26 protein-coding genes and 1 tRNA gene are annotated in these 26,083 nt (G+C 51.7%); 9 read left to right on the top strand and 18 right to left on the bottom strand.

From position 1 onward, the window contains the following. Positions 1-2: 2 nt before the first annotated feature. The 5 genes from QUD54_RS11410 to QUD54_RS11390 are packed head-to-tail and all read right to left on the bottom strand — an operon-like array spanning position 3 to position 5,223. Positions 3-794 (bottom strand): septal ring lytic transglycosylase RlpA family protein, encoded by a 792-nt coding sequence (locus tag QUD54_RS11410; protein WP_286336853.1) that lies wholly within the window; start codon positions 792-794, stop codon positions 3-5. Next, a complete protein-coding gene (locus QUD54_RS11405; protein WP_286336852.1) occupies positions 778-1,983 on the bottom strand; it encodes a lytic transglycosylase domain-containing protein in 1,206 nt (401 codons plus the stop codon). Before QUD54_RS11405 ends, QUD54_RS11410 begins: the two co-directional genes overlap by 17 nt. 59 nt (positions 1,984-2,042) lie before the next feature. Further along, complete coding sequence (locus tag QUD54_RS11400; protein WP_286336851.1) at positions 2,043-2,828, bottom strand: TatD family hydrolase; 786 nt, start codon at positions 2,826-2,828, stop codon at positions 2,043-2,045. Next, complete coding sequence (locus tag QUD54_RS11395) at positions 2,825-4,363, bottom strand: DNA repair protein RecN (RefSeq protein ID WP_286336850.1); 1,539 nt, start codon at positions 4,361-4,363, stop codon at positions 2,825-2,827. Before QUD54_RS11395 ends, QUD54_RS11400 begins: the two co-directional genes overlap by 4 nt. Further along, complete coding sequence (locus tag QUD54_RS11390; protein ID WP_286336849.1) at positions 4,360-5,223, bottom strand: NAD(+)/NADH kinase; 864 nt, start codon at positions 5,221-5,223, stop codon at positions 4,360-4,362. The genes QUD54_RS11395 and QUD54_RS11390 overlap by 4 nt, the downstream gene beginning before the upstream one ends. A 120-nt stretch (positions 5,224-5,343) precedes the next feature. Here QUD54_RS11390 and aspS point away from each other — a divergent pair, with 120 nt between their 5' ends. The 5 genes from aspS to QUD54_RS11365 are packed head-to-tail and all read left to right on the top strand — an operon-like array spanning position 5,344 to position 8,925. Continuing rightward, positions 5,344-7,113: an aspartate--tRNA ligase gene (gene aspS, locus QUD54_RS11385; protein ID WP_286336848.1), complete on the top strand. Its 1,770-nt coding sequence runs from the start codon at positions 5,344-5,346 to the stop codon at positions 7,111-7,113. Continuing rightward, entirely contained in the window at positions 7,100-7,342 is a 243-nt protein-coding gene (locus QUD54_RS11380) for a FeoA family protein (protein WP_286336847.1), read from the top strand. Before aspS ends, QUD54_RS11380 begins: the two co-directional genes overlap by 14 nt. Further along, entirely contained in the window at positions 7,339-7,911 is a 573-nt protein-coding gene (locus QUD54_RS11375; RefSeq protein WP_286336846.1) for an adenylate kinase, read from the top strand. Before QUD54_RS11380 ends, QUD54_RS11375 begins: the two co-directional genes overlap by 4 nt. Beyond that, a complete protein-coding gene (locus QUD54_RS11370) occupies positions 7,911-8,681 on the top strand; it encodes a competence/damage-inducible protein A (RefSeq protein WP_286336845.1) in 771 nt (256 codons plus the stop codon). Before QUD54_RS11375 ends, QUD54_RS11370 begins: the two co-directional genes overlap by 1 nt. Further along, positions 8,650-8,925, top strand: coding sequence for a DUF503 family protein (locus QUD54_RS11365; RefSeq protein ID WP_286336844.1), 276 nt, complete (start codon positions 8,650-8,652; stop codon positions 8,923-8,925). Before QUD54_RS11370 ends, QUD54_RS11365 begins: the two co-directional genes overlap by 32 nt. Here the strand turns inward: QUD54_RS11365 and QUD54_RS11360 are convergent. Beyond that, a complete protein-coding gene (locus QUD54_RS11360) occupies positions 8,922-9,755 on the bottom strand; it encodes an HAD family hydrolase (RefSeq protein ID WP_286336843.1) in 834 nt (277 codons plus the stop codon). The genes QUD54_RS11365 and QUD54_RS11360 overlap by 4 nt on opposite strands. 125 nt (positions 9,756-9,880) lie before the next feature. Between QUD54_RS11360 and ppa the strand changes: the two genes are divergently transcribed. Further along, on the top strand, positions 9,881-10,399 hold the full coding sequence (gene ppa / locus QUD54_RS11355) for an inorganic diphosphatase (protein WP_286336842.1): 519 nt from the start codon (positions 9,881-9,883) through the stop codon (positions 10,397-10,399). A gap of 57 nt (positions 10,400-10,456) precedes the next feature. Here the strand turns inward: ppa and QUD54_RS11350 are convergent, their stop codons facing one another. The 12 genes from QUD54_RS11350 to QUD54_RS11295 all read right to left on the bottom strand — a co-directional run bounded on the left by QUD54_RS11350 (position 10,457) and on the right by QUD54_RS11295 (position 23,630). After that, entirely contained in the window at positions 10,457-11,947 is a 1,491-nt protein-coding gene (locus tag QUD54_RS11350; RefSeq protein ID WP_286336841.1) for an N-acetylmuramoyl-L-alanine amidase, read from the bottom strand. Next, entirely contained in the window at positions 11,944-12,972 is a 1,029-nt protein-coding gene (locus QUD54_RS11345) for a nitronate monooxygenase (protein ID WP_406600593.1), read from the bottom strand. The genes QUD54_RS11350 and QUD54_RS11345 overlap by 4 nt, the downstream gene beginning before the upstream one ends. Before the next feature lie 62 nt (positions 12,973-13,034). Beyond that, positions 13,035-14,234, bottom strand: a complete 1,200-nt coding sequence (gene tyrS, locus QUD54_RS11340; RefSeq protein ID WP_286338047.1) for a tyrosine--tRNA ligase — start codon at positions 14,232-14,234, stop codon at positions 13,035-13,037. Positions 14,235-14,281: 47 nt separating this feature from the next. Then, positions 14,282-16,438 carry a RelA/SpoT family protein gene (locus tag QUD54_RS11335; RefSeq protein ID WP_286336839.1) on the bottom strand — a complete coding sequence of 719 codons (2,157 nt, stop codon included), beginning with the start codon at positions 16,436-16,438 and terminating at the stop codon, positions 14,282-14,284. Between the two features lie 9 nt (positions 16,439-16,447). Next, positions 16,448-16,660, bottom strand: coding sequence for a DNA-directed RNA polymerase subunit omega (locus QUD54_RS11330; RefSeq protein ID WP_406600565.1), 213 nt, complete (start codon positions 16,658-16,660; stop codon positions 16,448-16,450). 24 nt (positions 16,661-16,684) lie between these two features. Beyond that, the gene (gene pyrH, locus QUD54_RS11325; RefSeq protein ID WP_286336838.1) at positions 16,685-17,398 is read right to left on the bottom strand and encodes a UMP kinase; all 714 of its coding nucleotides are present in this window, start codon (positions 17,396-17,398) and stop codon (positions 16,685-16,687) included. Positions 17,399-17,599: 201 nt separating this feature from the next. Next, the gene (locus QUD54_RS11320) at positions 17,600-18,811 is read right to left on the bottom strand and encodes a murein hydrolase activator EnvC family protein (protein WP_286336837.1); all 1,212 of its coding nucleotides are present in this window, start codon (positions 18,809-18,811) and stop codon (positions 17,600-17,602) included. 5 nt (positions 18,812-18,816) lie between these two features. Then, on the bottom strand, positions 18,817-19,629 hold the full coding sequence (locus QUD54_RS11315) for a cell division protein FtsX (protein ID WP_286336836.1): 813 nt from the start codon (positions 19,627-19,629) through the stop codon (positions 18,817-18,819). Beyond that, entirely contained in the window at positions 19,616-20,287 is a 672-nt protein-coding gene (locus tag QUD54_RS11310) for a cell division ATP-binding protein FtsE (protein ID WP_286336835.1), read from the bottom strand. Before QUD54_RS11310 ends, QUD54_RS11315 begins: the two co-directional genes overlap by 14 nt. Beyond that, positions 20,280-21,455 carry a tRNA (guanosine(46)-N7)-methyltransferase TrmB gene (gene trmB / locus QUD54_RS11305; protein ID WP_286336834.1) on the bottom strand — a complete coding sequence of 392 codons (1,176 nt, stop codon included), beginning with the start codon at positions 21,453-21,455 and terminating at the stop codon, positions 20,280-20,282. Before trmB ends, QUD54_RS11310 begins: the two co-directional genes overlap by 8 nt. An 8-nt stretch (positions 21,456-21,463) precedes the next feature. Beyond that, on the bottom strand, positions 21,464-22,717 hold the full coding sequence (locus QUD54_RS11300; RefSeq protein ID WP_286336833.1) for a fibronectin type III domain-containing protein: 1,254 nt from the start codon (positions 22,715-22,717) through the stop codon (positions 21,464-21,466). Beyond that, a complete protein-coding gene (locus QUD54_RS11295; RefSeq protein ID WP_286336832.1) occupies positions 22,626-23,630 on the bottom strand; it encodes an RluA family pseudouridine synthase in 1,005 nt (334 codons plus the stop codon). The genes QUD54_RS11300 and QUD54_RS11295 overlap by 92 nt, the downstream gene beginning before the upstream one ends. Before the next feature lie 43 nt (positions 23,631-23,673). On the opposite strand from QUD54_RS11295, the gene QUD54_RS11290 reads away from it, so the two are divergent. The 3 genes from QUD54_RS11290 (at position 23,674) to QUD54_RS11280 (ending at position 26,055) form a co-directional block, all read left to right on the top strand. Next, the gene (locus QUD54_RS11290) at positions 23,674-24,795 is read left to right on the top strand and encodes an FtsW/RodA/SpoVE family cell cycle protein (RefSeq protein ID WP_286336831.1); all 1,122 of its coding nucleotides are present in this window, start codon (positions 23,674-23,676) and stop codon (positions 24,793-24,795) included. A 7-nt stretch (positions 24,796-24,802) separates the two neighbouring features. Beyond that, positions 24,803-24,879: transfer RNA gene (locus QUD54_RS11285), tRNA-Ile, on the top strand. A 198-nt stretch (positions 24,880-25,077) separates the two neighbouring features. Further along, positions 25,078-26,055, top strand: coding sequence for a helix-turn-helix transcriptional regulator (locus tag QUD54_RS11280; RefSeq protein ID WP_286336830.1), 978 nt, complete (start codon positions 25,078-25,080; stop codon positions 26,053-26,055). Positions 26,056-26,083: the final 28 nt, after the last annotated feature.

Here is a 26,083-nt window from a genome sequence, read left to right as displayed (position 1 = left end):
TGTTACCCCCTTATGATAAATGCGCCGGGAATACCCCACGCTTCGATAAAATCTTTCGCTTCCGCCTCGCTTTTGAATCCCATCAGCCAGACACGGTAAAGCGGTTCCCCGTCGACGATGAACTTCCGAATCTTCGTATGGTATCGCCCCTCGAAATTGTCGTAGCGCTGCTGATAGATCTGCGCCCCTTGCAGACGCCGGAACGCGCCCACCTGTACACCGAATCCGCCCAGAACGACCTCTTTTCTGGCACGCTTTCCTTTTTTCGAAGCCATCGAGGCGATCAGCGAATCGAAACCGAGAACCTCCAGTTTCACCGGTGCCGTTCCGGTCTTGTCGATGCCGACCTTCTTGCCCGCGATATAGGAGAGGTCGACGATCCGCCCGCGTACGAACGGCCCGCGGTCATTGACCCTGACGACCACCGATTTGCCGTTACGCTTGTTGGTGACGCGTATCATCGTATTCATCGGAAGCGTTTTGTGTGCCGCCGTCATCGCATACATATTGTAACGTTCACCGTTGGAAGTTTTTCCTCCGTGGAAATTGGGGCCGTACCAGCTCGCAATCCCTTCCTGCGTCCATCCGAGCGAAACGACCGTCGGATGGTATGTTTTTCCGTTTATCGTATAGGGCCGCAGCGTCGCCCTGTGAATCGCTTCGGACGAGCGCGGTTTCGTCTGTGCCGGTTCGATGACAGAGGAATTTGGTGGAACGTAGGTATGGCTGCTGCATCCAACGAGCATCCATGCTCCAAAAAGCATCAGTGCAAAACGGTCAATTCGGAATGACAAGCTTGTCACCTATATGTATGATGTTCCCCTTCAGGTCGTTACGCGCCTTGAGCGTCGCGACTTTGATCCCGAAGCGTCTCGCGATTTTATAGATAGAGTCTCCCTTCTTCACCCTGTAGTGGTGAAGCGAACCCTTCGGTACCGGAATGATGAGCTCCTGTTTCGGGTAGATAACCGGTCTCTTCATCCGGTTGAAACTGAGAATCATCTTGTACGAAATGCCATAGCGATGCGCGATTTTGCTGAGACTCTCCCCCTTTTTGACGGTATGCACCAGAAACATGTTTTTCTGCCTGCCAGGCCGGTAGACCTCCTTGAAACGGGTCAGTCTGCTGTAGGGGATGTTGATATGCGCCCCCTCATCCGGCGGCGTAAAGCTGTAGTTGAACTGCGGGTTGAGGAGTTTGAGGTCGTTACCGCTCATGCCGATCTGGGAGGCGATGTGTTCGAGGGTTTCGCCCCCACTCACCTTCACACGTACCAGCGACCGGCCCTCCGTACGATTGAACATATGCGACTGCTCGCCGGAGAAACACATTTCGGCATCGTTGGCGACCAGGGCGAGCGACACGATCTTTCGGATGTAATTTCGGCTCTCTCGCGGCAGATACTTCTTTTTCTCGTCCAAAAGTACATGCAGGTCGTCGCTGCCCGCTCTCTTGATCGCACGAAGCACCCTTCCTTCTCCGGAGTTGTAGGCCAGTGCCGCCAAATACCACTTACCGAAAAGTCTGTGCAGACGCTTGAGGTAGGCGATGGCCGCTTCGGTCGAACGGACGGGGTCTCTGCGTTCATCGATGTAACGATCGATCTTCAGGCCGTAGATTTTCGCCGTTTTCGGCATGAACTGCCAGAGGCCGGAAGCTTTGGCGTGTGAAAGTGCGTGGGTGTCGAAGTTGGATTCCGCCATCGCCATATACAAAAAGACCTGCGGAATGTTGTTGTCGTGAATCATCTTTCGCAGCGTCGGAATATAGAGCGACCCGCGTTCGAGCATTTTGAGGTAATGGTTCCGTTTGCTCGTCGTCAGGCTGTTTTTGAGCTGAAGAAAGATGGGATCCCGTAAAAACGAAGATTCGATGTCGAGCGTCTGCAGTACTTTGACATCGTCGTTGTACTGCGGTTCCATAAAGAGCGATGCATGCAAAAATCCAAATGCCGTGACAAAAACAAGCAGAAATTTTTTCACAATACCCCCTGGAAATTTGGCAAAAGTCTTTTATTATACCATTTAAAGACTGACAACTTTCAAACCGTGGAAAACGGTCGAAAGAGCCGACAGGCGTTTTCCGTCGTCACCCTTTCGATCTCTTCGACGCTCTTTCCGAGTATATCGGCAATTCTTTCGACGACGAAAACCGTGTAATAAGGTTCGTTTCGTTTCCCCCTGAAAGGGTGAGGCGTCAGATAAGGCGCATCGGTCTCGACAACGAGACGGCCGTAGGGAATTTTCGGCAGCACATGGGGAAGCTTTTTGGCGTTTTTGAACGTCACTACCCCGCCGATACCATAGTAGAAGCCGTAGTCGGCGAGTTTCAGCAGCTGTTCGTCAGCATTGTAGCAGTGCAGCACGCCGCCGACCTCGCCCGCCCCGTGGTCGATCAGCATCTGCATCGAATCGTCGCTCGCATCGCGGATATGGACGATCAGCGGTTTTCCCACCGCCTTTGCCAGCTCGATCTGACGTCCGAAAACACGTTTCTGTTCGGCGACTTCCTCATGTTTTTGAGCCTCGTCCTCCGAAAGCCGGTAGTAATCCAGCCCGCACTCGCCCACCGCGATACACTTTTCATCTTTTAAATGCTCACGCAGCAGTGCTTCGTCATACTTTTGCGTATCGTACGGGTGGACGCCCGCTGCATAATAGACTCCATCGAACCGATGTGCGATGGCCTGCGCCTTTTGCAGAGTATCGGGATCGGCACCGGGTATCAGAAAACCTCTGACACCATGCTCCCGGGCTCTGGCGATTACCTCTTCGAGGTCGTCGTCAAATCTCGGATCGTCGAGATGGCAGTGGGTATCGATAATCATGCTGAAAACTCCTTTACAATTCTTTCGGCAAGATTCCGGGCTTCCTGCATTCCCTTCTCTCCGGCGATCATCCGTGAAATTTCACGAATGCGCTCATCGGCACTCAGCGCTCTGGCCACACTTCTTCCCCCCTCTTTCGTGACCAGAAAGTGCTGTCGTGCCGCAGCGCTCAGATGGGGCTGGTGGGAGATGGCGACGATCTGGTAGTTCTTCGAAAGCCGCTTGAGAAGCTTCGCGATGGCGATCGACTCATCGCCACTGACATTGGCGTCGATCTCGTCAATCAGCAAAATCCCCTCCCCGCCGGCCAGTTCGCTTTTGCACAGGAGCAACGCAAGCCGTATACGGTTGAACTCCCCGCCGCTGAGTGTCTCGATCGAGGAACCCTGTAGATCGATATTGACGGCGTCGGAACCCTCTCTGTCGAGTGGTTTGGATCCGAATTCGAAGCGCATTTCAGGCATTCTCAACTGCTCGAGATAACTGTTGATAAAACGCTCTACATCTTTTGCCGCTGCCTTTCGCGCCCGGCTGATCGCCTCGGCACTCTTTTCAAGCTGCAGGTAGAGCCGTTCCGTCTCCTCTTCCAGTCCGCCCAGTTCATGATCGATATTTCTGTAATACTCGAGCTCTTCGATCTTTTCGTCACGGTAGGCGAGCGCATCCTCGATCGAACCGTAACGCCGCTTGAGAGCGGCGAGTGCCTCGATACGGTCGAGTACCTGCTCTACATCGGTCTCCTCGAGCTCTCCCAGCATCTCTTCGGCACGTTCGAATTCGTTTCTGAGCATATTCATCGTTTCGTTGAAAAGCACCGTATCACTCTCGATCAGGGAGAGTGCTTCCAAAACATCGTCTTCGGCTTCGAAAATCCTCGATGCCTTCGCGATCGCCTCGCCGATCTTCTCCTTTTTGGAGAGTTTTCGCTTGATGACCATCAGCTCCTCGTCCTCGCCGGGGCGCGGCGCGACTTCATCGATCTTGGCGATCTCGAACTCCGCGAACTCGATCAACTCTTTGACACGCTTCTCGTCGGCCCGCATCGATTCGAGTTTTCGAAGTTTCGCCTGATAGTCGTCATAAATCTCCCGATAGGTTCCGATCCGCTCCGTATAGGAGACATCCTCCTGCGCCGCCATCGCATCCAGTAGCGCCAACAGAAGTTCGGAAGAGAGTTCGTTGTTGCTGCGCTGCGCGATATGCCGCACCAGCGGTGAGAGCATCTCTTTGAGCCGCTTTTTGGAGATGGTGAGGTCGTTGAGAAAGAAGCGAATCTTCTCTTTTTTTACCGCACGTACCGTCACCTCCGCCTCCTCGACCTCGAAACTCTCCAGCTGCAGCAGGGGGCTCTTTCGAAGTACCGCTTCCGAGACATCGGCTCGAATGTCGGCACGCCCGAAGAGTGCCAGCAGCGCGCCCATAAAGACCGATTTCCCCGCTCCGCTTGGACCGGTGATGGCGATCAGGCCAGGTTCAAACGTCAGGTCGATGGTCTCGAACCCGATCAGATTTCGGGCGTAAAAACGCTCGATCATCGTCCCTGTCCCCATGAAAGTTTTTCGCGAAGCACATCGAAATAGTTGCGCTCGACCCGGTGGATGAGACGCGCACCGATGGGCGCTTTTCGGATGACGAGCGTGTCGTCGGGACCGAAATCGTACTGCTCCTGCCCATCGATGATGACAAGCGACTCTTTTTCGGGTGTTTTGATCTCGATTTCGAAATTGGCGGGAATTACGAGCGGCCGCTGGGTCAGAGAGTGCGGACAGATCGGTGTGAGAATAAAGGCGTCCGTCAAAGGGAAGGTAACCGGCCCGCCGGCGGCGAGGTTGTAGGCGGTCGATCCGGTCGGCGTCGAGATGATCAGCCCGTCGCCGTAGTAGGTGTTGAACCATTTGCTGTCGATATAGGCATCCACTTTGACCATCTTCGAAATGGAGGGGCGGCTGATGACGATATCGTTGAAAGAGTGAAGCATCGTCTCTTCACCGCCGCCCGCGAGTACGCCCTCGATCATCATACGCTCATCGATCCGATACTCGCCCGTATAGAGTTTGTCGATGAAGGTCTCCACTTCCGAAGGGTTGATGTCCGCGAGAAAGCCGAGTGTACCGGCATTGATCCCCAGAATCGGCTTGTGATACCTGTAGCTTCTGCGTGCGAGCGAAATCAGCGTCCCGTCTCCGCCGATGCAGACCAGAATATCGCTTACCCGGCACATCGAAGAGAACTCTTGCCCCAAAACACCGATCATTCCGGCACTGATCGCATCGATGAAAACTTCGGTGCCATGTTTTTCAAACGCCCCTTTCACCTGATAGAAAAGTGCTTTGAGCTCCGGCGTGGAAGGACGCAGTACAATGCCGACACGCTTGATGGTTAGTTTCTCTTGCACGGGAAAACCTTTTTCAATATCTATGGCGATTCTAACAAAAAATAAGTTTGGTTTTGATATAATCGCGCCATTAACTCAAACGGGTGCCTCCTTTTGCGCCCAGGATACTGGAGATTCGATTTGCGAACACATTACTGTACCGATCTTAATGAAAACCATGTCGGCGAAGAGGTCACTCTCGCCGGATGGGTCAACAGCTACCGCGACCACGGGGGTGTCATCTTTATCGACCTGCGTGACAAAACCGGCCTCATCCAGCTCGTCTGCGACCCCGCCGACAACGAGCAGGCCCATAAAGTCGCCTCCCATATCCGGGATGAGTATGTCCTGATCGCCAAAGGCAAAGTACGACGGCGCGGAGAGGGGCTTGAAAACCCACGCCTCGAGACAGGTAAAATCGAAGTGGTCATCGACGAACTCGTTGTCGAAAACCGCAGCGAGCCGATGCCCTTTACCCTCGGCGACCCGAACGTCGGCGAGGACATCCGTCTCAAGTACCGCTACCTCGACCTGCGCCAGAAAGAGATGTTCGAAACCTTCAAACTCCGCTCCAAAGCGGCGATCGCGGCACGCAACCTGCTCGACTCGCAGGGCTTTTTGGAGGTCGAAACACCGATTCTCACCAAGTCGACTCCCGAAGGGGCGCGCGACTACCTGGTCCCGAGCCGCGTTCACAACGGCGAGTTCTACGCCCTGCCCCAGTCGCCGCAGCTCTTCAAGCAGCTGCTGATGGTCAGCGGGTTCGACCGCTATTTCCAGATCGCCAAATGTTTCCGCGACGAAGACCTCCGCGCCGACCGCCAGCCGGAATTTACGCAAATCGACGTCGAGATGAGTTTCTGCACCCAAGAAGACGTCATGAAAGTGGCCGAAGATCTTCTCAAAGCCGTTTTCAATGCCTGCGGCCATGAGATCCGGACCCCCTTCAACCGCATCACCTACCGCGAATCGATGGAGAAATACGGAAACGACCGCCCCGACCTGCGCTTCGGCCTGGAACTGGTCGACGTCATCGACCTCTTCGAAAACTGCGACAGTCCGATCTTCGCGGAGATCGCCCAGTACAAGAAGCTCAACCGCATCAAAGCGCTCAAGGTCCCCGGCGGTGACAACGCCTTCTCGCGCAAGATTATCAAAGAGCTCGAGAGCTTCGTCACGAAATTCGGTGCCAAAGGCCTCGCCTACATTCAGGTCAAAGAGGAAGGTCTCAAAGGGCCGATCCTCAAATTCCTCTCCGAAGAAGCGGTCGAAACGATGAAATCGCGCCTCGATTTGCAAGTCGGCGACATCGTCTTCTTCGGTGCGGGTGACCGCAAAACGGTCTGGGACTACATGGGGCGCCTGCGCACCGAAGTGGCGAAGCGCATGAACCTGATAGACGAAAACCGTTTCGAGTTCGTCTGGGTCGTCGACTTCCCGATGTTCGAACTCGAAGAGGGCGAACTGCATCTCAAAGCGCTTCACCATCCCTTTACGATGCCTAAGAACATCGACGAAGAGGATATCGAAGCGATCGACTCGATCGCCTACGACGTCGTTCTCAACGGCATCGAGCTGGGCGGCGGAAGTATCCGTATCCATAAACTGGATATTCAGAAGAAGGTTTTCGAGATGCTGGGCATCAGCGAAGAGGAGGCGGACGAAAAGTTCGGTTTCCTCCTCGACGCACTCAAATTCGGTGCGCCGCCACACGGTGGGTTCGCCCTTGGCTTCGACCGTCTCATGATGCTTCTGACCAAAAAAGAGAGCATCCGTGACGTCATCGCTTTCCCGAAAACACAGAGTGCCACCTGTCTGCTGACCCATGCACCGAGTCCGGTCGACGACGCACAGCTCAAAGAGCTTGGAATCAGAATCAGGAAGCAGCCTAAGACCGATGCGACTCAGTGAGGCAAAACCGGGCGATCTTGTTAAAATCAGGGGGTTCGAAGGTGGCTGCGACGAATTCAAATGCCGCCTCGATGCCCTGGGTATTCGCATCGGCGATATCGTCGAGGTGAAATCGAAGGCCTTTTTGGGCCCCATCGAAATCAAAAACGACAATATCGACATCGCTTTATGTCGCGGTCAGGCAGAGAAAATTATAATAAAACCAATCAAACTCAGGAGAACATCATGAAAAAACTGTTTCTTATCATCGGCGCCCCCGGCAGCGGAAAAACCACCGACGCGGAAATCATCGCGGCCAACAATGCCGATACCATTGCACACTACTCTACCGGTGAACTGCTTCGCGCCGAAGTGGCCAGTGGCTCCATGTTGGGTCAAACCATCGACAGATACATCAGCCAGGGCAACCTCGTACCGCTCGAGATCGTCATCGATACGATCATAAGTGCGATCAAAAAATGCGACAAACCCGTCATTCTCATCGACGGATTCCCACGCAGTGTCGAGCAGATGGAAGCACTCGACAAGATTCTCAGCGATGAGCCGGAGGTCAAACTCGAAGCGGTCATCGAAGTCGACGTCAGCGAAGATGTCGCAAAAGAGCGTGTTTTGGGACGTGCACGCGGTGCCGACGACAACGAAGAGGTTTTCAAAAACCGTATGAAAGTCTACACCGAGCCGATCGACGCGATCCGCAAGTTCTACAAAGAAAAGGGCCTGCTGCATGTGATCAACGGCGAACGCAGCATCGAAGAGATCGTCGACGAGATGGAAGCGTTCATCAAAAGCAAAATCTGATGCACATCTACCAGGTCATCATCGGATCTGAGATACTGGGCCGTCGCAGAAGCGACAAACACTTCGACTTTCTCTCCGCCGAGCTACTTGCCCGCGGAGAGAAGCTCTATGCCTCTTTCATCATCGAAGACGACAAACAGCTCATCGAAAATGTCTTCGAACTCATAAAAAACGACCCCGAAAGCATCATGTTCAGCTTCGGAGGTATCGGCTCCACACCCGACGACCTGACCCGCGAAATCGCCGCCAAAGTCTTTACCGGAAAGCCGCTTGCCGTGCACGAAGAGGCGAAACGGCGCATTATAGGAGAGTTTGGCGACGACGCCTATCCGCACCGCATCCATATGGCGGAACTGCCAGAAGGTGCCGATTTGCTTGACAATCCCGTCAACAACGTTCCCGGTTTCAGTGTCGGCGGCCGCTTTTTTTTCGTCCCTGGCTTTCCGCAGATGGCCCACCCGATGATAAAGCAAGCCATCACGACCCTGCTGCCCGACGCCAAACCGCTTCACCGGAAAACCTTCACGGCCCTCACGAGCGAAAACGATCTGATCGAAATAATGCAGCAGGTCCCCGAAGAGGTGGAACTCTCATCGCTTCCCACCTTCTGTGGCGACAGGCGTATCGCCGTCATAAGTCTGTGCAGCAAAGAGAAAAGTTTGGTCGATACGTGGTATGGGAAGTTTGTTCGATTCATGAAAGAAAAAGGCATAGAGTGGATAGAAGGAGACAGGCACAATGACCCTGACCTATGCAACCCTGACGATTGACTTGCCCTACGTCTCCTCGAAAAAAGGAAGACGCGCCATCCTCAATGCCATCAAAGACCGCCTTGCGGCGTTAAACTGCTCTGTTCTCGATATCTCGGGCGAGTATCCGAAAGAGGCAGAGATCGCCATCGCCTTTCTCTCACCCGATGAGCAACAGGCAAAACAGAAAATCGAAAAGATCGAAACCATGCTCGAAACCAGATTTCCGGAGATCGAAGCAGAATTGAGTTATGAATCGATTTAGCCAATCGAAAACTCTTTTTCCAAAAACCTCGCCACCGCATCTTCATCGTTCGTCCACGGCAGAACCTCATCGGCAGATGCTTTGAGTTCGTCGATGGCGTTGGCTACGGCGATCTTTCGTCCGGCGGCGGTGAAAAGCCCTAAGTCGTTGTGACTGTCGCCAAAAACGGTGGTGTGGTCTCGATCGACCTCTTCGATCTCTTCCAATCGCATCAACGCATGCACTTTGTCCCCTTCGGCATGTAACACCGTCATGAACCAGCAGTCCATATAGGGGTCTTTGGAGCGTTTGATCTCGATTGTCCCGCCGAACCGCTCCTTCAAAGCACGCTCGAGCTCCGCCGTCACATCCTCGCTTTCCATATAGACGATTTTGAGGTTTCTCTTCATCGCCCGGAGCGGGTCGGCATCGAGCACTCTGCGATCGTTGTGGTAAGTTCCAAGCAACTCCTCCTGATAATGGTTGCGATGTTTGGGGTAGACGAACCGTTCGATGCCTTCATCGTCCAGGCCTACAAGCAATGGGTAGAGTCCGCCGACTTTGTATCCGGTCTCGATGATCTCATCGCCTATTTCACGATTCAATGCACTGACGTGAAGCAGTTCTCCCTCCGGGGAGGCGATCATGACGCCATCCAGAAGGATCAGCGGCTCTTTGAGATGCAGCTCTTTCAAGAGTTTGCGAACACCGGTGTAACTTCTAGCCGTGGCGATCGAGAGTTTCTCTCCCCTTTCCACCGCTTCGTTCCAAACTTTCCGGCTGTAATGGCTGATGCTCAAGTCGGTGCGTAGAAAAGTTTTGTCGAGGTCGGTCAAGTAAAACTGTTTCATTCCACTCTCTTCTTTCGTATTTGAAATTCACGCAATTGTAGCATACCGGCTCCGGGTTGGCTTGATTTGATTTTCAATCACATTGCGCTAAAATTCCACATCAACTTTGCAAGGAGAAAGCAACGATGGATATATCAAAAATCGGAAGCGGCGAATGCCCCGACAAGGTTCACGCACTCATCGAGATCCCCTACGGATCGAACATCAAGTATGAACTCGACAAAGAGAGCGGTGCCGTCGTCGTAGACCGGGTACTCTACTCTGCCATGTTCTACCCGGCCAACTACGGATTCGTCCCCAATACACTCGCCGACGACGGCGACCCGATCGACATACTGGTTCTCAACGACTATCCGGTTCAGGCGGGTTCCGTCATCAAATGCCGTCTGATCGGTGTTTTGATCATGGAAGATGAAGCAGGAATGGATGAAAAGCTCCTCGCGGTTCCGGTTAGCAAAATCGACCCGACCTACGATGCGATTCAGAGCTACGAAGATCTGCCGCAGGCGACTTTGAACAAGATCAAAAACTTCTTCGAAACCTACAAGATGCTCGAACCCAACAAATGGGTCAAGGTCAAAGACTTCCAGGGCAAAGAGGAAGCTGCGAAACTTCTCGAGATTTCGATCAAAAACTACAAATAAAAGAGTGTATGCCGGAGGGGTTATCCCCCTCCGACTCCCTAACCATTCCCCTATTTTTTACTGTTTGTTATGATAGATGTAACTTTCGATTCCGTTGGCGATCCCTTCGGCCAAAAGTTTGCGATAGTAGGGGTTGAAAAGCCGTTTCGCCTCTTTGGGATGGGTGATGTAGCCGATCTCGATCAACACCGCGGGCATCTGCGCACCGACCAGCACCCAAAACGGCCCATCCCGCACGCCGTTGTCCACGACATCCTTGTACTTTCTTTTGACCGATGAGAGGATCTGCCGCTGTAGATCGATGGCGAGTTTGTTCGACTCGATGATCTTCTCTCTATTCATGACATCGAGATAGGTATTTTTCGTATAGAAGTTTTTGTCGCTCAGATCCGCCCTGTTCTCGAGCTCAGCCACCCGTTTGGCACGTCCGCTGCGCTTCCATGAAAGAAAATAGGTCTCTATCCCTTTGTTTTTGAGATAACTGCTCTTCTTTGCAGCGGCGTTTGCATGGATCGAGATGAAGAAGTCGGCATTTTTCCTGTTGGCGAAATGGGTGCGCCGTTTCAACGGGATGAACTTGTCCCGTTCACGTGTCAGATAGACTTTGAAACCACGTTTTTTCAACACTTTTTTCAGGTCTTTCGCAACCGCTAGCACGACATCTTTCTCTTTTCTTCGCTTATACCCCACAGCCCCCGCATCCTTGCCGCCATGGCCCGGGTCGATAACGACGGTATAGGTTTTCAGCCTCGGCTTCTTTTGAGTTGTGGCGGCAGAGGCACTCTGAGAAGCTTGCGGTTGTAAATGAAGTTTCTTTTTCTTTTTCGTATCGTGCCCGGGCTTCTTGGAGGAGGCCATTTCGGCTGCGGCTCCGGGAAGAGTGATTGCCACCTTTTGCCCCGTAATTTTCAATTGGGGCGTATAGGGGCGCTGCGTTTCGATGACGATACGTATCTTTTTCGGATCGTATTGTGCGATTCTTATCTCTTTGAAACGGCCGCCTTTGTATCGTTTGATGGAAAAAGGGACGCGAGCGGGTTTTATGTCGTAAACGTAGAGAACGCTATGTTTTCTTTTGAGAACGAAATGGCGGATCGCCCTTTCGGAAATCGGAAGCGAAAATTCCAAAATCAGCCGGTTGGCATCGAGGCGCGACGAGAGAAGCTTCGCTTTTTTTCCGGAAACCGGTGCCGGTTGCGTTTTGGCCGTGCCATTTTTGAGGGACGCTTTTCGTTTGGAGCGCTTCTTCTGTTTGGAAAATAGATCGGGGCGCAGACTCTTTAACGCATTTTTATAACGTTCAGGATCGAGTCCGAGGGAAGAGGATGCCTCGATAAGCCCTTGAAGCGCTTCGACCTGAAGCGTCTTGTTCTGTTCGAGCAACCCTTTCATGTAAAGGGACTGATAGTCGTGATACCCTTTCCAGACGATCGATTTTTTATCGGAGCCTATCGCTTTCGCCGCATTTTCAAGCCGTGAAGCATAATCGGACCCGAAAAGAAATACGGCGAAAAACGCCAGAAGTAGCAGCGCCTTTTTTATGGTCACTCCCCGTGGACGAGTTTGTGCATCAGCTCTTTGACACTGATCAATTCATCGATGCGATAGCCGTTGGAGCCGGTAAAAAAGAGTCCAAGCTCTTTGTTGCCCATATAGGCGTCGCTCAATCGGTCTGCGATGCAGTAGCCGACCTCTTTGGCTTCGACACCGCGTTTGCAGGGAGCGACACAGTTGCTGATGCATTTGATCGCGGGGCCTTCACGTTTATCGACGAGGTCGATCAGATTCGTGCGGACACCCCGTGCAGGATAGCCTACCGGCGATTTAAGCAGAAGGATATCCTCTTTTTTCGCCTTGAGCAGCACCTCTTTGAAGTTGTCGTGCGCGTCACACTCATGGGTACCGATAAAGCGCGTTCCCATCTGTACGCCTGCGGCGCCCAGTTCGATGCAGCGCTCGATATCTTTTTTGTCCCAAATACCGCCGGCTGCGAAAACGGGAATACCGCCCCAGTTGTTCGCCTCTTTGACGACCGGACCGATCAGGTTTTCGAGCTGATACTCTTCCATCAGACACTGTTCGTAGGTAAATCCCTGGTGGCCACCGCTGAGCGGCCCTTCGAGGACCACGGCATCGGGGATCCTACCGTAGCGTTTTTCCCACCGACGGCAGATCAGCCGCAACGCCTTGGGAGACGAAACGATGGGGATGAGCGCCACATCGGGATAGTCGGCAGTGAACTCCGGCATGTTGGTCGGAAGGCCGGCACCGGTGATTATCATATCCGCACCCGCTTCACACGCATCTTCGACGACACGTCCGTAGTCGTTGATCGCATACAGTACATTGCATGCGAGTGGTGCGTCACCGCAGATTTTACGCGCATTCTCGAAAATTTTGACAAGCGCCTTTTTGGAGTAGAAGTTCTCCACTTCCAGCGGTCTGTCGGCAACCAGTTTCTCCACATAGGCTCTATCTTCATAATACCCGGTCCCAACGCTGCTGATGACACCGAGGCCGCCTTCGAGGCTCACATGCCCCGCAAGTTTGTCCCAGCTGATTCCGACACCCATACCGCCCTGGATGATCGGATATTTCAGCGTATATTTTCCGATTTTTACAGGTTTCAGCTCCACTATTTCACCTTCACTTTTGCAAATTTTTTCTTTCCAACTTGAAGTATATAATCTCCCGCTTCCAATTGCAAGTCTTTGTCGTTCACCTTCTCCTGATCGATACGTACAGCACCGGCTTGAAGGTCACGCCTGGCCTGTGAGGTGGAGGGTTCGAGTTTCGCTTCGACCAACGCCTTGGCGATCCAGATCGGTCCTTCGATCTCGTATTCGGGCATATCGGTGGGAAGGTCTTTTTGTTTGAAGACCTTGTTGAACTCTTCACACGCCGCCAGCGCCGCTTCTTTGTCGTGGAAACGCTCGACGATCTCTTCGGCAAGCATCTCCTTTGCACGCTTGGGATGAAGTTTTCCGCTTTCGACATCCGCTTTCATCTGTGCAATCTCTCCGAGCGAACGTGCACTCAGCAGTTCGTAATAGCGCCACATCAGATCGTCGCTGACACTCATCACTTTGGCGAACATCGTGTTCGGGTCTTCCGCGACACCGATGAAGTTTCCGAGTGACTTGCTCATCTTCTGAACCCCGTCGAGGCCTTCTAGAATCGGCATCATCAAGACCACTTGCTCTTTGCCGACATTGTAGGCGCGCTGCAGATGACGTCCCATCAGGAGGTTGAACTTTTGATCGGTTCCGCCGATCTCGATATCGCTTTTGAGTACGACGCTGTCGTAGCCCTGGAAGAGCGGATAGAAAAATTCGTACAAAGAGATATCCTGCCCGCTTTTGAAACGCTTCTCGAAATCGTCACGCTCGAGCATTCGGGCCACGGTGCGTTTGGAGGCGAGTTCGATCATCTCGTAACTGCTCAGTTTGCCGAGCCAATCGCTGTTGAAAACGACGACCGTCTTTTCCGGGTCCAAAATTTTGAAAACCTGCTCTTCATAACTTTTGGCGTTGGCTTTCACCTCTTCCTGGGTCAGTTTCTTTCGCGTCTGGCTCTTTCCGGTCGGATCCCCGATCATACCGGTAAAATCTCCGATCAGAAACTGAACGATCCCTCCATACTTCTGAAACGTTGCCAGTTTCTGCAGCAAAACCGTATGGCCCAGATGCAAGTCGGGCGCCGTCGGGTCGAAGCCGGCTTTGACATAGTAGGGTTCACCTGTTTCGTAATAGCGTTTCAGCAGTTTTTCGATCTGTTCGTCGGTGATGATCTCCGCAGCTCCGCGTTTGATCTCGTTTAAAGCTTCTTCTATCATTTTATCGTTTTCCATTGCGCGATTTTCCTCCATTTCTTTCCTTCCTGCTATTGTTTGTACGCATCGGTGAGGCTCACCAGTTCGATCACTTTGAAATGGCGTTCTATGATCTTTTTGAGATGATTTTGGTCGTGCTCTTTGCTTTCGAAAATCACTTCGCACAGATTGCTCTGGGACGTTCCATCCCCCAGCTTGATCGAAATGATGTTGCTATCGATCTTCGCCAGGTAGGCAAGAAGTTTCGCCAAAGCCCCTTTCTCGTCTTTGAGCGTTACCAGAAGACGGTAGCGCTGCATTCTGTTCTCGCTCCATTCGACGAACAGCATCGGCGTCCGTTTTTGAATGAGTGTGTAGGCCTTTTCGCAAAACTTGTGGTGGACGACGGCCTTGTTTCCCAGCTTGAATGCGACAATAGGGTCTCCCCTTTTGGGATGGCAGCAGTAGTCGAACTCGACACTGTTGACACTCTCCGTCGAATAGATGACGAAATTTTCGAAATCGAACCGTTTGAGGCGCCGGTACGGGCGCTGGAAAATCGACGAAAGGATCGACTTCTCTTTTTTCGTATCCAAAAAGCGATGAATGACCTCTTTGTAGAAACTTAACTCCCTCGCAACGCGGTAAATCTGTTCCGCAAGTCCCTGTTCTTCGATCCACGCTTCCGTTTTTTCGGCCGGCAGGCCCAGGGTCGCGGAGAGGATATTGACGGCACTCATCCGGTCGATCTCTTTGCGGCGCTGGTTACAGCGGGTACGCATATGGCTCTTGGCACGGGAGGTTTTGACCGCGTCGATCCAGGTACAGTGATAAATGGGATGATCGGCCGTGATTATCCGGACGAGGTCACCATTTTTCAACTCGCTCAAAAGCGAAGAGGGCTGTTTGTTGACGAGTGCGGCACTCGCACGTTCACCGACTTGTGTATGGACCGCATAGGCGAAATCGAGAACCGTAGCGCCCCTTGGCAACGTAATCTGATCGCCCGCGGGAGTGAAGACGCTGATATCCTCGCTGTAGAGATCGTTTTTGACGAGCTCGTAAAACTCTTCGATCGATTCGTTCTGGTACTGCAGGTTTTTCAACCATTCGATGTTGATCAAAGACTCGCCGAGTTTGTACTTCCAGTGAGCCGCGATGCCGAATTCGGCAGTTTTGTGCATTTCGAATGTACGAATCTGCGCCTCGATGATCGACGTATCGTCAAAGACTGTCGTATGCAGTGTCTGGTAGCCATTCTCTTTCGGAAGTGCCACATAGTCTTTGAAACGTGCGATCAGCGGTTTGAAATTCAGATGCAGCGTTCCTAGCGAGCGATAGCAATCGATCGGTTCGGGGACCAGAATCCGAATCGCCAGAAGATCGAGAATCTCGTCGATCGATATCCCTTTTCGCTGCATCTTCAGATAGATCGAGTAGTAATGTTTTACGCGGCCAAATATCTCGAAACTGTCTGCGTGGAATCCGTTATGGACCATCAGCGTTTTGACTTTCGAGATGAAAGTGTTGAGTTTGATCTGAAAATCCTGACGATGCGAACGGATGTACGCATCGATTTTGGCATACTCTTTTGGGAAAAGATAGTAGAAACTGAGATCTTCCAGCTTGTTTTTGAGCGCAGCGATACCGAGACGGTGTGCGATCGGTGCATAGACGACGAGTGTCTCTTCGGCGATGCGGTGCTGTTTTGGCTCGGGAAGTGCATCGAGCGTCATCATATTGTGAAGGCGGTCACACAGCTTGATGACCAGAACCCTGACGTCCTCGATCGAACAGATCAGCATCTTCCGGAAACTGAGGGCGGAAGAGATCAGTTTTTCGTCGGATGTGGAGGGAACCAACTCGCTGTCGCGAATCTCGACTATCTTCGTAAGGCCCTCCACCAGATAGGCGACATCCTCGCCGAAGCGCTCCTCGATATCGTCGATCGTATAGGGTGTATCCTCCACGACATCATGAAGAAGTGCCGCCAGGACCATTGTCTCGTCCTCGCTGATCGAAGCGGTGATCGCCGCCACAAGGATCGGATGGATGATATAGGGTTCGCCGCTTTTTCTCAGCTGTTCCTTATGTGCCTCCCCGGCAAAATCCAAAGCACGCCTGATTGCATCGGTCGGTTCAATCGTATCGAACAGTATGGTTTCCGCTTCATCGACCGTCTTGACCGCACGGATAATATCGAGCAGAGGCTCCAATGCCGGATGCACAAACAGACCTTAGCTGTCTTCCATACCCTCTATCCTGATAAACCCCTGCGCGATTTCCGTAATGGCGATATCCGAGTATTTGTGTTTTTTCGGATCCATTTCGATCATCGGTTCGGCACCTGCCGCCAATTCGTTTGCACGCTTGGATACGGCTGCCGAAAGCAGGTATCGGTTGAAGTTCGCTTTTTCCAGGGCTTTTGCCGCTACTTTTTCCAATCTCATCTTAATCTCCTGAAGTTTATTTTTTTATTTGACGATCGAGCACTTTTCATAATCGCCCTGCATGATCGCGAGCAGGTTGCCTTTTTTGAACATGTCGCATACCACAATCGGAAGCTTGTTCTCTTTGGCGAGGGCGATGGATGTATCGTCCATCACCTTGATATTGTCCGCCAGCGCCTCGTCGTAACTGAGTGTCGGAAGCTTCTTCGCATCCGAATATTTGTTCGGGTCTTTATCGTAGACGCCATCGACCTTGGTCGCTTTGATGATCATATCCGCACCGATTTCGATGGCACGCAACGTCGCGGCAGTGTCGGTCGTGAAAAACGGATTGCCCGTTCCCGCTGCGAATATGACGATACGCCCCTTCTCCAGGTGCCTGATCGCCCGCCTTACAATGAAGGTTTCACAGATCTGCTCCATCTTGATCGCGCTCTGAACACGAACGCGCATCCCAAGATATTCCAGAGCTTCCTGCATCGCCACGGCGTTGATGACTGTCGCGAGCATTCCCATATAGTCTCCGCTGGTACGCTTGATGATGCCGTCTTTCGCCGCCGTCACACCGCGGATAATATTTCCGCCTCCGATCACGACACCCACTTCGATGCCGCTGTCTATCAGCTGCTTGATCTCTTCGGCGATAAATTTCAAAATCGAGGTATCCACTCCATACCCGCTCTCACCTGCCAAAGCTTCACCGGAAAACTTGACCAATACCCGCTGCTTCGCCATCACTATCCTTTCGCCGATCTTAAAATTGATTGGATTTTACCCAAAAATTACTTTGAAAAAGATATAAACTCTCCGCTACTCTCTTTCCAAGCGACACTTCGCACGCCGAACGGTACTTCAATCGAGAGTGGGAACGAATGAAACGATCATCGCTTTTACCCTCTATTTTCCTCTTTTGGCGGATCTTGTCGAAGGCTCGCCAGCCTATTTCAGGCGGATCAGCTCGAGGGGGTTGATGTGTCGGTTTTTCTGCGTCACTTCAAACATCAACTCCTTCTCCACCCTGCCGATGACGTACCCTTTTTTGATCTTCTTGCCCTCTTTGATCGTCGGAGCGATTTTATCCATTTTCGCGTAGATGGTGTGCAGATTGTTCTTGTGTTCGATGATAACGACTTTTCCGAGCATCGGCGTATCTTTGACGAAAACGACACGTCCATTGAGGACATTTTTGACCTTCGCCCTCTTTTTATAGGGCTGAAGCGTCACGGATTCGTTGAATATTTTTATCCCGTAAACCGGATCGACGTAGGGGCCGAACTTCTTGACGACTTTCGCTTTGCCGACGGGCGATATCGTCTTTTTTCCCCGATACCGGCCGATGGCATGACGTTGGTAGGAAGAGCCGATGGTCCGGACTTTCAGTTTGTCCCCCTTCGCGATGGCGACACTGGTCTGTTTTTTCTTTTTTCTCTGTGAAAGGGACTCTCTTTTCAAGATGTTCAGCTTCGCCAGGGTTTTTCTAAGATCGCTCTCCTCTTTTTGAAGCTTTTCAAGACGGGACTGGTAGGCCTTTTTCTCTTTTTCCAGCTTCGCCATCAGCCTGCTTCGCCGCTCCTTCTCCCTGGCCGCCTCTTTTTTCCGGTTCTGCAAGCGTACGATCATCGCTTTGATCCGCTGTGCTTCGCGATTCAGCGCTTCACTCCGTTTGAGCGTCTTCAAGTAGGAGCTCTGCAACGATTTCAGCGCTTCACTGTCCGATTTGATCAAAGCGGCGAGAAGCTCCGATTCGATGACGTTCTCCGGAGACTGCATCTCTTTGTCTCGGACGATCTCTTCGATTACATAACGGTCGGCAAGCATGTCGACCAGTTTACGCTCTTTTTCGAGACGCTCTTTCTTCAGTTTTCGAAGTTGGGACTCGATGGTGACGAGGCGTTTTTTACCCTCTTCAAGAAGCACTGCATTCACGGCGATCTCTTTGTCGAGTTTCGCGATGGTTTCGTCGAGTTTTCTGAGGTTTTTCTGGTTGGCGGCGATCTGCCTCGCAATTTTCGCGAGCTTTCTGTCCATATTCGCAAAGGCGTTTTTGGTACTCGCCAGCCGTGCTTTGGAGCGTTCTATCTTTTTGTCGATCGTGGCGGCCGAAAGAAAAGGAAGGAGCATCACCAGAAAAAGAAATATTTTGCCCCCCATGCCCGTTACGACTCCTCTTTGAAACGAACGACGACCCAGAAGGCGCACATAAGTGCCATACCCAGTGCCACGGCGGCGAGAAGGCCGAAATCGTCGAACCCTACCAGACTGTCCACTCGCATATCGATCTCATAAAGAAACGATCTGACGGTACTGTTCGTCATGAGATAGAGCGTCATTGCACCGGCAAGAAGCAAAGAGATGATCGCATCCACGATGGCGAGCCGGAAGAGCACGCCGCTTCGCAACCAGACAGGCGCACCGAAAAGTGCCATGATCTGCATTCTTTCTTTATGCTCGAGCTGCCATATATACATCTGCTTTATTATGAGCAGGAAACCGGTTATTCCAAGAAGGATGGCGAAGACGAGAACATTGCTTTTCATGAACGCGAGCATCGCATAGAGCGGGTCGTGAACCTTTTCGAACACCTTTACACGTTTGACGCCTTCGAGCGACAACAGATCGTTTTTCAAACGCTCCAGGCTCTTCTTGTCGGGGTAGCGCCGCAATTTGACCGTATAGAAAGCCGGCATCACCGCCTGAAGCTTCTCCAAACTCTCCTTGCTCACCTGCTTTCGAATTCGCATCAGCACTTTTTCCGCATCGACAGGCTCGACATTTTCGATGAGACCGTTTACCCGGCCGATCGTATCGCTTTTCACACTTCTGTCCGCCACGACGATGACACTGTACTGCTCTTTGAGACGGTTCTCGTATGCCTGAACGACTCTCTCGAGAACAAGCAGATACTCGACGGCGAAGAGTATCGCAAACAGAGGGAGAATGAGAGCGAGATGGTTTCTAACGGATTTCATAGAGAACTCCGTTTTCGATCATCAGATGCCGATAGTCCGCACTGAACATTTCGGGAATGTGATGGGTTACAACCAGAATCGTCGTTTCGAGCTCCTCGTTGGCCCGTTCCAGCAGTTCCCACACCACCTGGGAGGAGTAATCGTCGAGATTGCCGGTCGGCTCATCGGCCAAGATCAAAAAAGGGTTGTGGGCAAGCGCTCTCGCCATCGCGACCCGCTGCTGCTCGCCGCCACTGAGTTCCAGAGGATACTTGTCCGCTTTGTGCGAAAGCTTGACATGGGCGAGAAGTTTCTGGGCCTGGGCACGGCAGACATCTTTCGGAAATCCCGCGATGATAAGCGGCAGCATCACATTCTTTTCGACACTCCACTCCCTAATCAGCTTGTAGTCTTGAAAAACGATGCCTATATGTCTGCGCAGTTTGTAAAGCTTCGATCCCGAGATCGAGCGCATATCGATCCCTCCGACGGACATCCCCCCACCGCCGATCTCCATGGCACCGTACATCGACTTGAGCAGTGTCGATTTTCCGCTGCCGCTTGCACCGGTAATGAAAACGAACTCTCCCGTTTCAACGGTGAACGTGGCATCTTTTATCACCGGTTCGTGGCGCGGATAGGCGAGTTTGACGCTCTGCGCCTCCACCACATTAGGCATGGAACCACTCCCGAAGGATTTCATGCGCCTTCCGGTTGGTCTGCGTTGCAACCGGCGGATGCGGGTAGTAGGAGGCTTTTCCGTTCTGTATCAGGATAAATTTGTGCTCGGGCCTGTCGAAACTTCCCAAAGAGACACGGATGAGGCCATCCTCTTCGTTGATGGCGTAGAAGCGTTCGACATGTACGAAACACTCCGGCGTCAGAAAAGCTTTCGGAGGCCGGTTTTCGAAAAGTTTCGAGATAGAGGCACCCTCCGGAAAGCCGAAATCTATCTCGACACTTCGTTCAGGCGATCTCTCGAGCGACTCGACATGAATCTCGTAAATATTTTTTTCCATGCGCAGCCATCGCTCTTCATATTTGCTCCGGACGGCTGCTTCGAGATTTTTTTCGAGTCTGAGCCTGACCTGTTCGGGTTTTGTAAAAACCTCCATCGCATAGCGAAAATAGTTTTCGCTATCGGTCCTGAGTTCGAGCGTTCCACCGGGTGAGAGAACCCTCGACGCCTCTTCGAGAAAGCTTTCGGAAATGACACGCCGATGCGGCTTCTTGTCCCATGGTACGGGGAAATGGACAAAAATCCGCTCGACACGATTACTTGGCAGCAGCTCCATGAAGAGCCTTGCATCGTAGTCGATCACCCAGACATTCTCGAGCTTTTCGAGATCGATACGGCGCATCACCTGTTCGAGGGATGGCCTGTGTATTTCGAGTCCTATCAGATGGACATCCGGATGTTTTTGTGCCTGATGAAGCAGATGCCGTCCGCTTCCAAAACCGATCTCGATCCAAAGCGGTTTTTCAGGAAGAGATGATGCATCGAATGTGGCGATCTCTTTGAGGCAGGGCAGCGGCTCTTTCAGCACAGCCTGGTCGACATTGGCGATGTTGGAGTAGAGAAGTTGCGGCCTCGCCTCTTCGATATAGGCATGAAGTGCCTTTTTGACCAATGTATTTGGAGAAGGACGGGATATCTTTTCCGCTTTGAGCAGAACACTATCACCTTTGGGCTTTACCTGCAGTAAAAAAGGGATATTCGAAACACGCACTCCCACGAGCCCTTCCCCCGCACTTTGGAGATTTTCGGCGTACCATTCGAAACGGACATCCTCCCTTTCAAACGGTATTTTCGAAAGGTCGAAAGATTTTATACGAATATGGGGCATCGACTACGTTACTCTTTCGTCGCGATGTAGAGTTCAACCGGCTCGGAGGGCTCCGACCGTAGCCCGTTTTTGTCGATTTCGACAACCCGGTAGGTATATTTGACACCGGGTTTCATGAATTTGTCGACGAACTTGGTTCCGTAGATATTTTTAAAGACACGCTTTTTCCTGGTCAGGCCTTCCCATTCGGTTCGGATGACATCGTATCTGTCGGCACGGGAATCACCCGGCTCCCAAAGAATGATCGCCTGATTGAAAGCGACTTTCGCAGCGGTGATCGTCGGTGCACTCGGTTTGACCAGCGTGCTTCCCATGACAGGCGTTTCCGGTATCGGGCTCTCCAACCCGTCTTTGTCGACCGCCGAAATTTTGTAATAGTATATTTTTCCATCATCGTCGACGACATCGTCAAAAAAGGTTTTATCCGTTTTGGCGCGGTAGCTATAAAATCCCATATTGAACGGGCTACGGTAGACTTTGTAGTAAACCACATCCTGCGTCGGGCTCGGCTGCCACTCCAAATGGATCTTTCTAGGCAGGTCAAACGTGGCTTTCAGATCCGTCGGCGGCTTCGGAAGCGGCTTGGTAATAGCCTTCACGGCCGTGCTCGGACCGGACGTCAGCCCATTGCAGAGCTTGACGCGGACCCGGTAGATATAGATTTCCCCGTTTCCAAGATCTTTGTCGATATATTCGGCACTCAGGCGATTGGGGACTTCCGCTATTTTTTTCCATTTATCCGGCTCCGTGACCCGTGCACGCTCGACGACATAGCCGGTAACTCGCAGATCCTGATGCGGGCGCCAGATCAGCTTGATCCGCTTTGGAAGATCGGTGATGGCACGTACGAAACTGACCGATTTGACCATCGGTTTGGTTCGAACGCGTACGGGTTCGGACTGTTTCGACTCGAATCCCTCTTCGTTGAACGTTGACATCTGATAGATGTATTCTATACCCGGTTTCAATTTGACATCGACGTAGTGGGAACTGTACCTGTCGTCGATTTGTGCCACACGCTTGAGTCTCTTCTGTGTTGCATTCGGTTCCATACGGTAGAGCCTGTAGCCAGCGATCTGCGATGAAGGTACCATTTTCCATTCGAAGCCCACTGCCGTCATGCTGCTGAGCGTCTTGATCGATTCGACCGTCGGAAGGTTGGGCAGGATTTTAGGAGCCTCCTGGCTCAGGCTCTTGGGTGCGCAGCCGCTTGCAATCATCATCAAAGCGCCGAAGCAGAGCGCACGGATCCAATATTTCATCTAATTTCTCCTTCTCAAAAAAACTTTCACAGGCTGTTTTCATATCGACCGGTATCGGGGCTGTAAACTGCATCGGTTCGCCCGTTTCGGGATGGTCAAGATAGAGTATATAGGCATGCAGCAAAATGCGTTCTATTTTACCGCCCCGGCTCTTAAAACCGTATAAACTGTCACCTGCGATGTGACGGCCGATCGAAGTGAGATGGACACGGATCTGGTGGGTACGCCCCGTGTAGAGTTTGGCGGCGATCAGCTCGTATCGTTCCTTCGGACTTTCCAGAAGTTTCCGAAATTCTGTTTTCGCCGCTTTCCCACCATTGACGATCCCCATCTTCAGACGGTTGGAGGGGTTGCGGGCGATCGGCCCTTCGACAATCCCCGAACTTTTGAGAGGATAATCGATGACCGCGACATAGTAACGCCCCATCGTTTTGTTCTGCAATTGCCTCGAAAGCTTTTCATGGGCGGCATTGTTCTTCGCAACCACCATCGCACCGCTCGTCTCTTTGTCCAGGCGGTGAACGATACCGTGACGCTCCTCGCCGCTGATCGTCGAAAGGTTCACACCTTTCGCTTTGAGCCAGTCGACCAGTGTCGCCTCTTTCACGCTTGGTGCAGGATGCACGACCAGCCCCGACGGTTTGTTGACAATCAATATATCTTCATCTTCGTAAATGACCGGAACGTCGAATCCGACCGTTTTTTCCTCGTATACCGGTTCCTGCGGTATCGTATAGAAAACGCTTTCGCCCGGCTTCAATTTGTAACCGGCTTTCGTGACCTGCTTTCCGGAAGCCTCTACAAACCCTCTCTTGATCAGATGCTCTATCTGGTTCCGTGACCCGCCGATATGACGATGCAAAAATTTGTCGAGCCGCTCTTGCCGGTCTGCTGTTAAACTCTCTTTTTTCATTCGTTGGGTACAATTCTTTTGATAAAAATTTGGACAGGTTTCCATGAAACATACATTGATGTTCGACAGACGCATTTTAACACACTTCGACTTTTTCCTTATTCTTTTTATTTTGCCGCTCATTCTCATCTCTTTGACCCTCGTAAAAGAGATAAGCCCTGCTCTTTTTCGCAAAGAACTCTTTTACATCGGGCTCGGTTTCGTAGTGTTTTTCATCTTTTTTCTCATTCCATGGCGATCTTTACGGTGGCTGATCCCCTTTTTCTACTGGTCGACGATACTATTGCTGATCAGTGTCGATCTTTTCGGTGTTACGAAACTGGGTGCACAGCGCTGGCTGCAACTTCCTTTTATCGGCATGACCATTCAGCCCTCCGAACTATTCAAGCCCGCCTTTATCCTGATGCTGGGGCACCTTATTCAGGAGAATCCACCACCACCTGGCGGTTACCGGCTCAAACAGTTCCTGAAGTTTTCGTTCTACATTCTGCTTCCCTTTCTGCTCATCGCCAAAGAGCCGGATCTCGGTACCGCCCTCGTTCTTCTCATCATCGGCTACGGCGTTCTTTTTCTGGTCGGCGTTCACTGGAAAATCTGGGCCGGCATCGCCATCACGCTGGCTGTTGCGGCACCTTTTCTCTACAGTAACCTGCACGACTATCAGAAAAAACGCATCCATGATTTCCTGGCAGAAAAACCGAGCTATCACGTTCAGCAGTCGATCATCGCCATCGGTTCGGGCGGTATGACGGGCAAACCCAAAGAGGAAGCGACACAGACCCAGCTGAAGTTTCTACCCATCGCCTCGAGTGACTTCATATTCGCCTATTTCGTCGAACGCTTCGGTTTTGTCGGTGCGGCGGGACTCATCTTCCTCTATGCGCTTTTGATCCTGCACATCTTCAGTCTGGGCATTCACGCCCACGCCGACTACTTCATTCGCGTCACAGCCTACGGTATCGCCTTTCTGCTTTTCGTCTACACCAGCGTCAACATCCTCATGACTATCGGCCTCGCACCCGTTGTCGGCGTTCCCCTACCCCTGCTCAGCCATGGAGGAAGCAGCTTCATCAACTTTATGGTCCTCTTTGGTATTTTGGAAAACTTTATTGCTTTTCGCTTCAATTTCCTGTATAATTCCGGCTCTAAAGTCACCTTTCTTTAGTGCTCACGGGCCAATAGCTCAGTTGGTTAGAGCATCCGGCTCATAACCGGATGGTCCCAGGTTCGAGTCCTGGTTGGCCCACCAAACCTGCATCCGACAGCGTCCAAAAAATCCGTAAAATACCGCATATCCGAACCTTCAGCCACTTGTATCGTCCAAAGATATCCGATAGAATCTGCTAAAACAAGTACTTTCATGGAAAAATTGCCGATTCCAGCATTTGACAGAATAAAACGGAATAAAAAGTTTATAATTAGACAAACATAATTCAAGGATGAAATTTTGCAAAAACCGTTTCCCGGCCATAAACCTTCCCATACTACCAAAAAGGAGCGTGAACGCCGCTATGCAAAAAGTAATGAACGCATCGCCGTGATATTGTCGAGGCTATATGCGGGCGAAATTCTCTCCATGAGAGAGCTAGCCGACGAGTTCGACGTGAATCTGCGCACGATCCAGCGGGATGTCAACGAACGTATGGCCGGTTTCCCGATACGAAAAAACGGTGACAGGTTCGGGCTGAAATGGGCCGAGCAAAACGAGACGGCTTTCACTCCGGAAGAGATTTCGGTTCTCGAACTTCTCGATGAACTGAGCAAAAAACAGGGAAATGCATTCTACTCGAAAGCCCACAACCTTCTAAAAAAACTCAAAGCCACCGCCGCCAATCCCTTCTACGCGAAACTCGATATGGAAGATATCGGCGACAAACTGACGGTCGCTACCAAAATTGAAAAGGCGATCAAGCAAAAGCGTCTGTTGCAATGCGTCTACAAGATGGAAGAAAACAAACACGATATCGATATAAAACCGCTCAAAATCGCGAATTTCGAAGGGTTTTGGTACGTTATCGCCATGGATGCGAGAAACGATATCGTTAAAAAATACCTGCTGCGAAATATTTCGGATATTACAGTACAGAACGAGACATTCGACGTTTCCAGTGAAATGGAAGAGAAGCTTGAAAACGCCATCAACGTATGGTTCGATGCCGGTAAGGAACCGTTCGAGGTAAGGCTTTTCATCGATGCCGAAGTCGCAAAATATTTTCGAGTCAAGCCGATTTGCAAAAATCAAGCCATCGAGGGAGAGGACAGTGACGGCAGCATAGAGGCAGTCATAAAGATCACCCATGAAATGGAGATCGTTCCCATCGTCAAATACTGGATGCCGCATATCCATATTGTGGAGCCGAAATGGCTGGACGATATGATACGGAAAGATACCGAAGCGTATCTATCCGGCGAGAAGATGATTTAAGATGGATTTCCATCCGTACCCCCTCCCC

Origin of the sequence: Hydrogenimonas cancrithermarum (assembly GCF_030296055.1) — a bacterium.
Taxonomy (GTDB): domain Bacteria; phylum Campylobacterota; class Campylobacteria; order Campylobacterales; family Hydrogenimonadaceae; genus Hydrogenimonas; species Hydrogenimonas cancrithermarum.
This window is presented reverse-complemented; position numbering and strand designations above follow the sequence as displayed.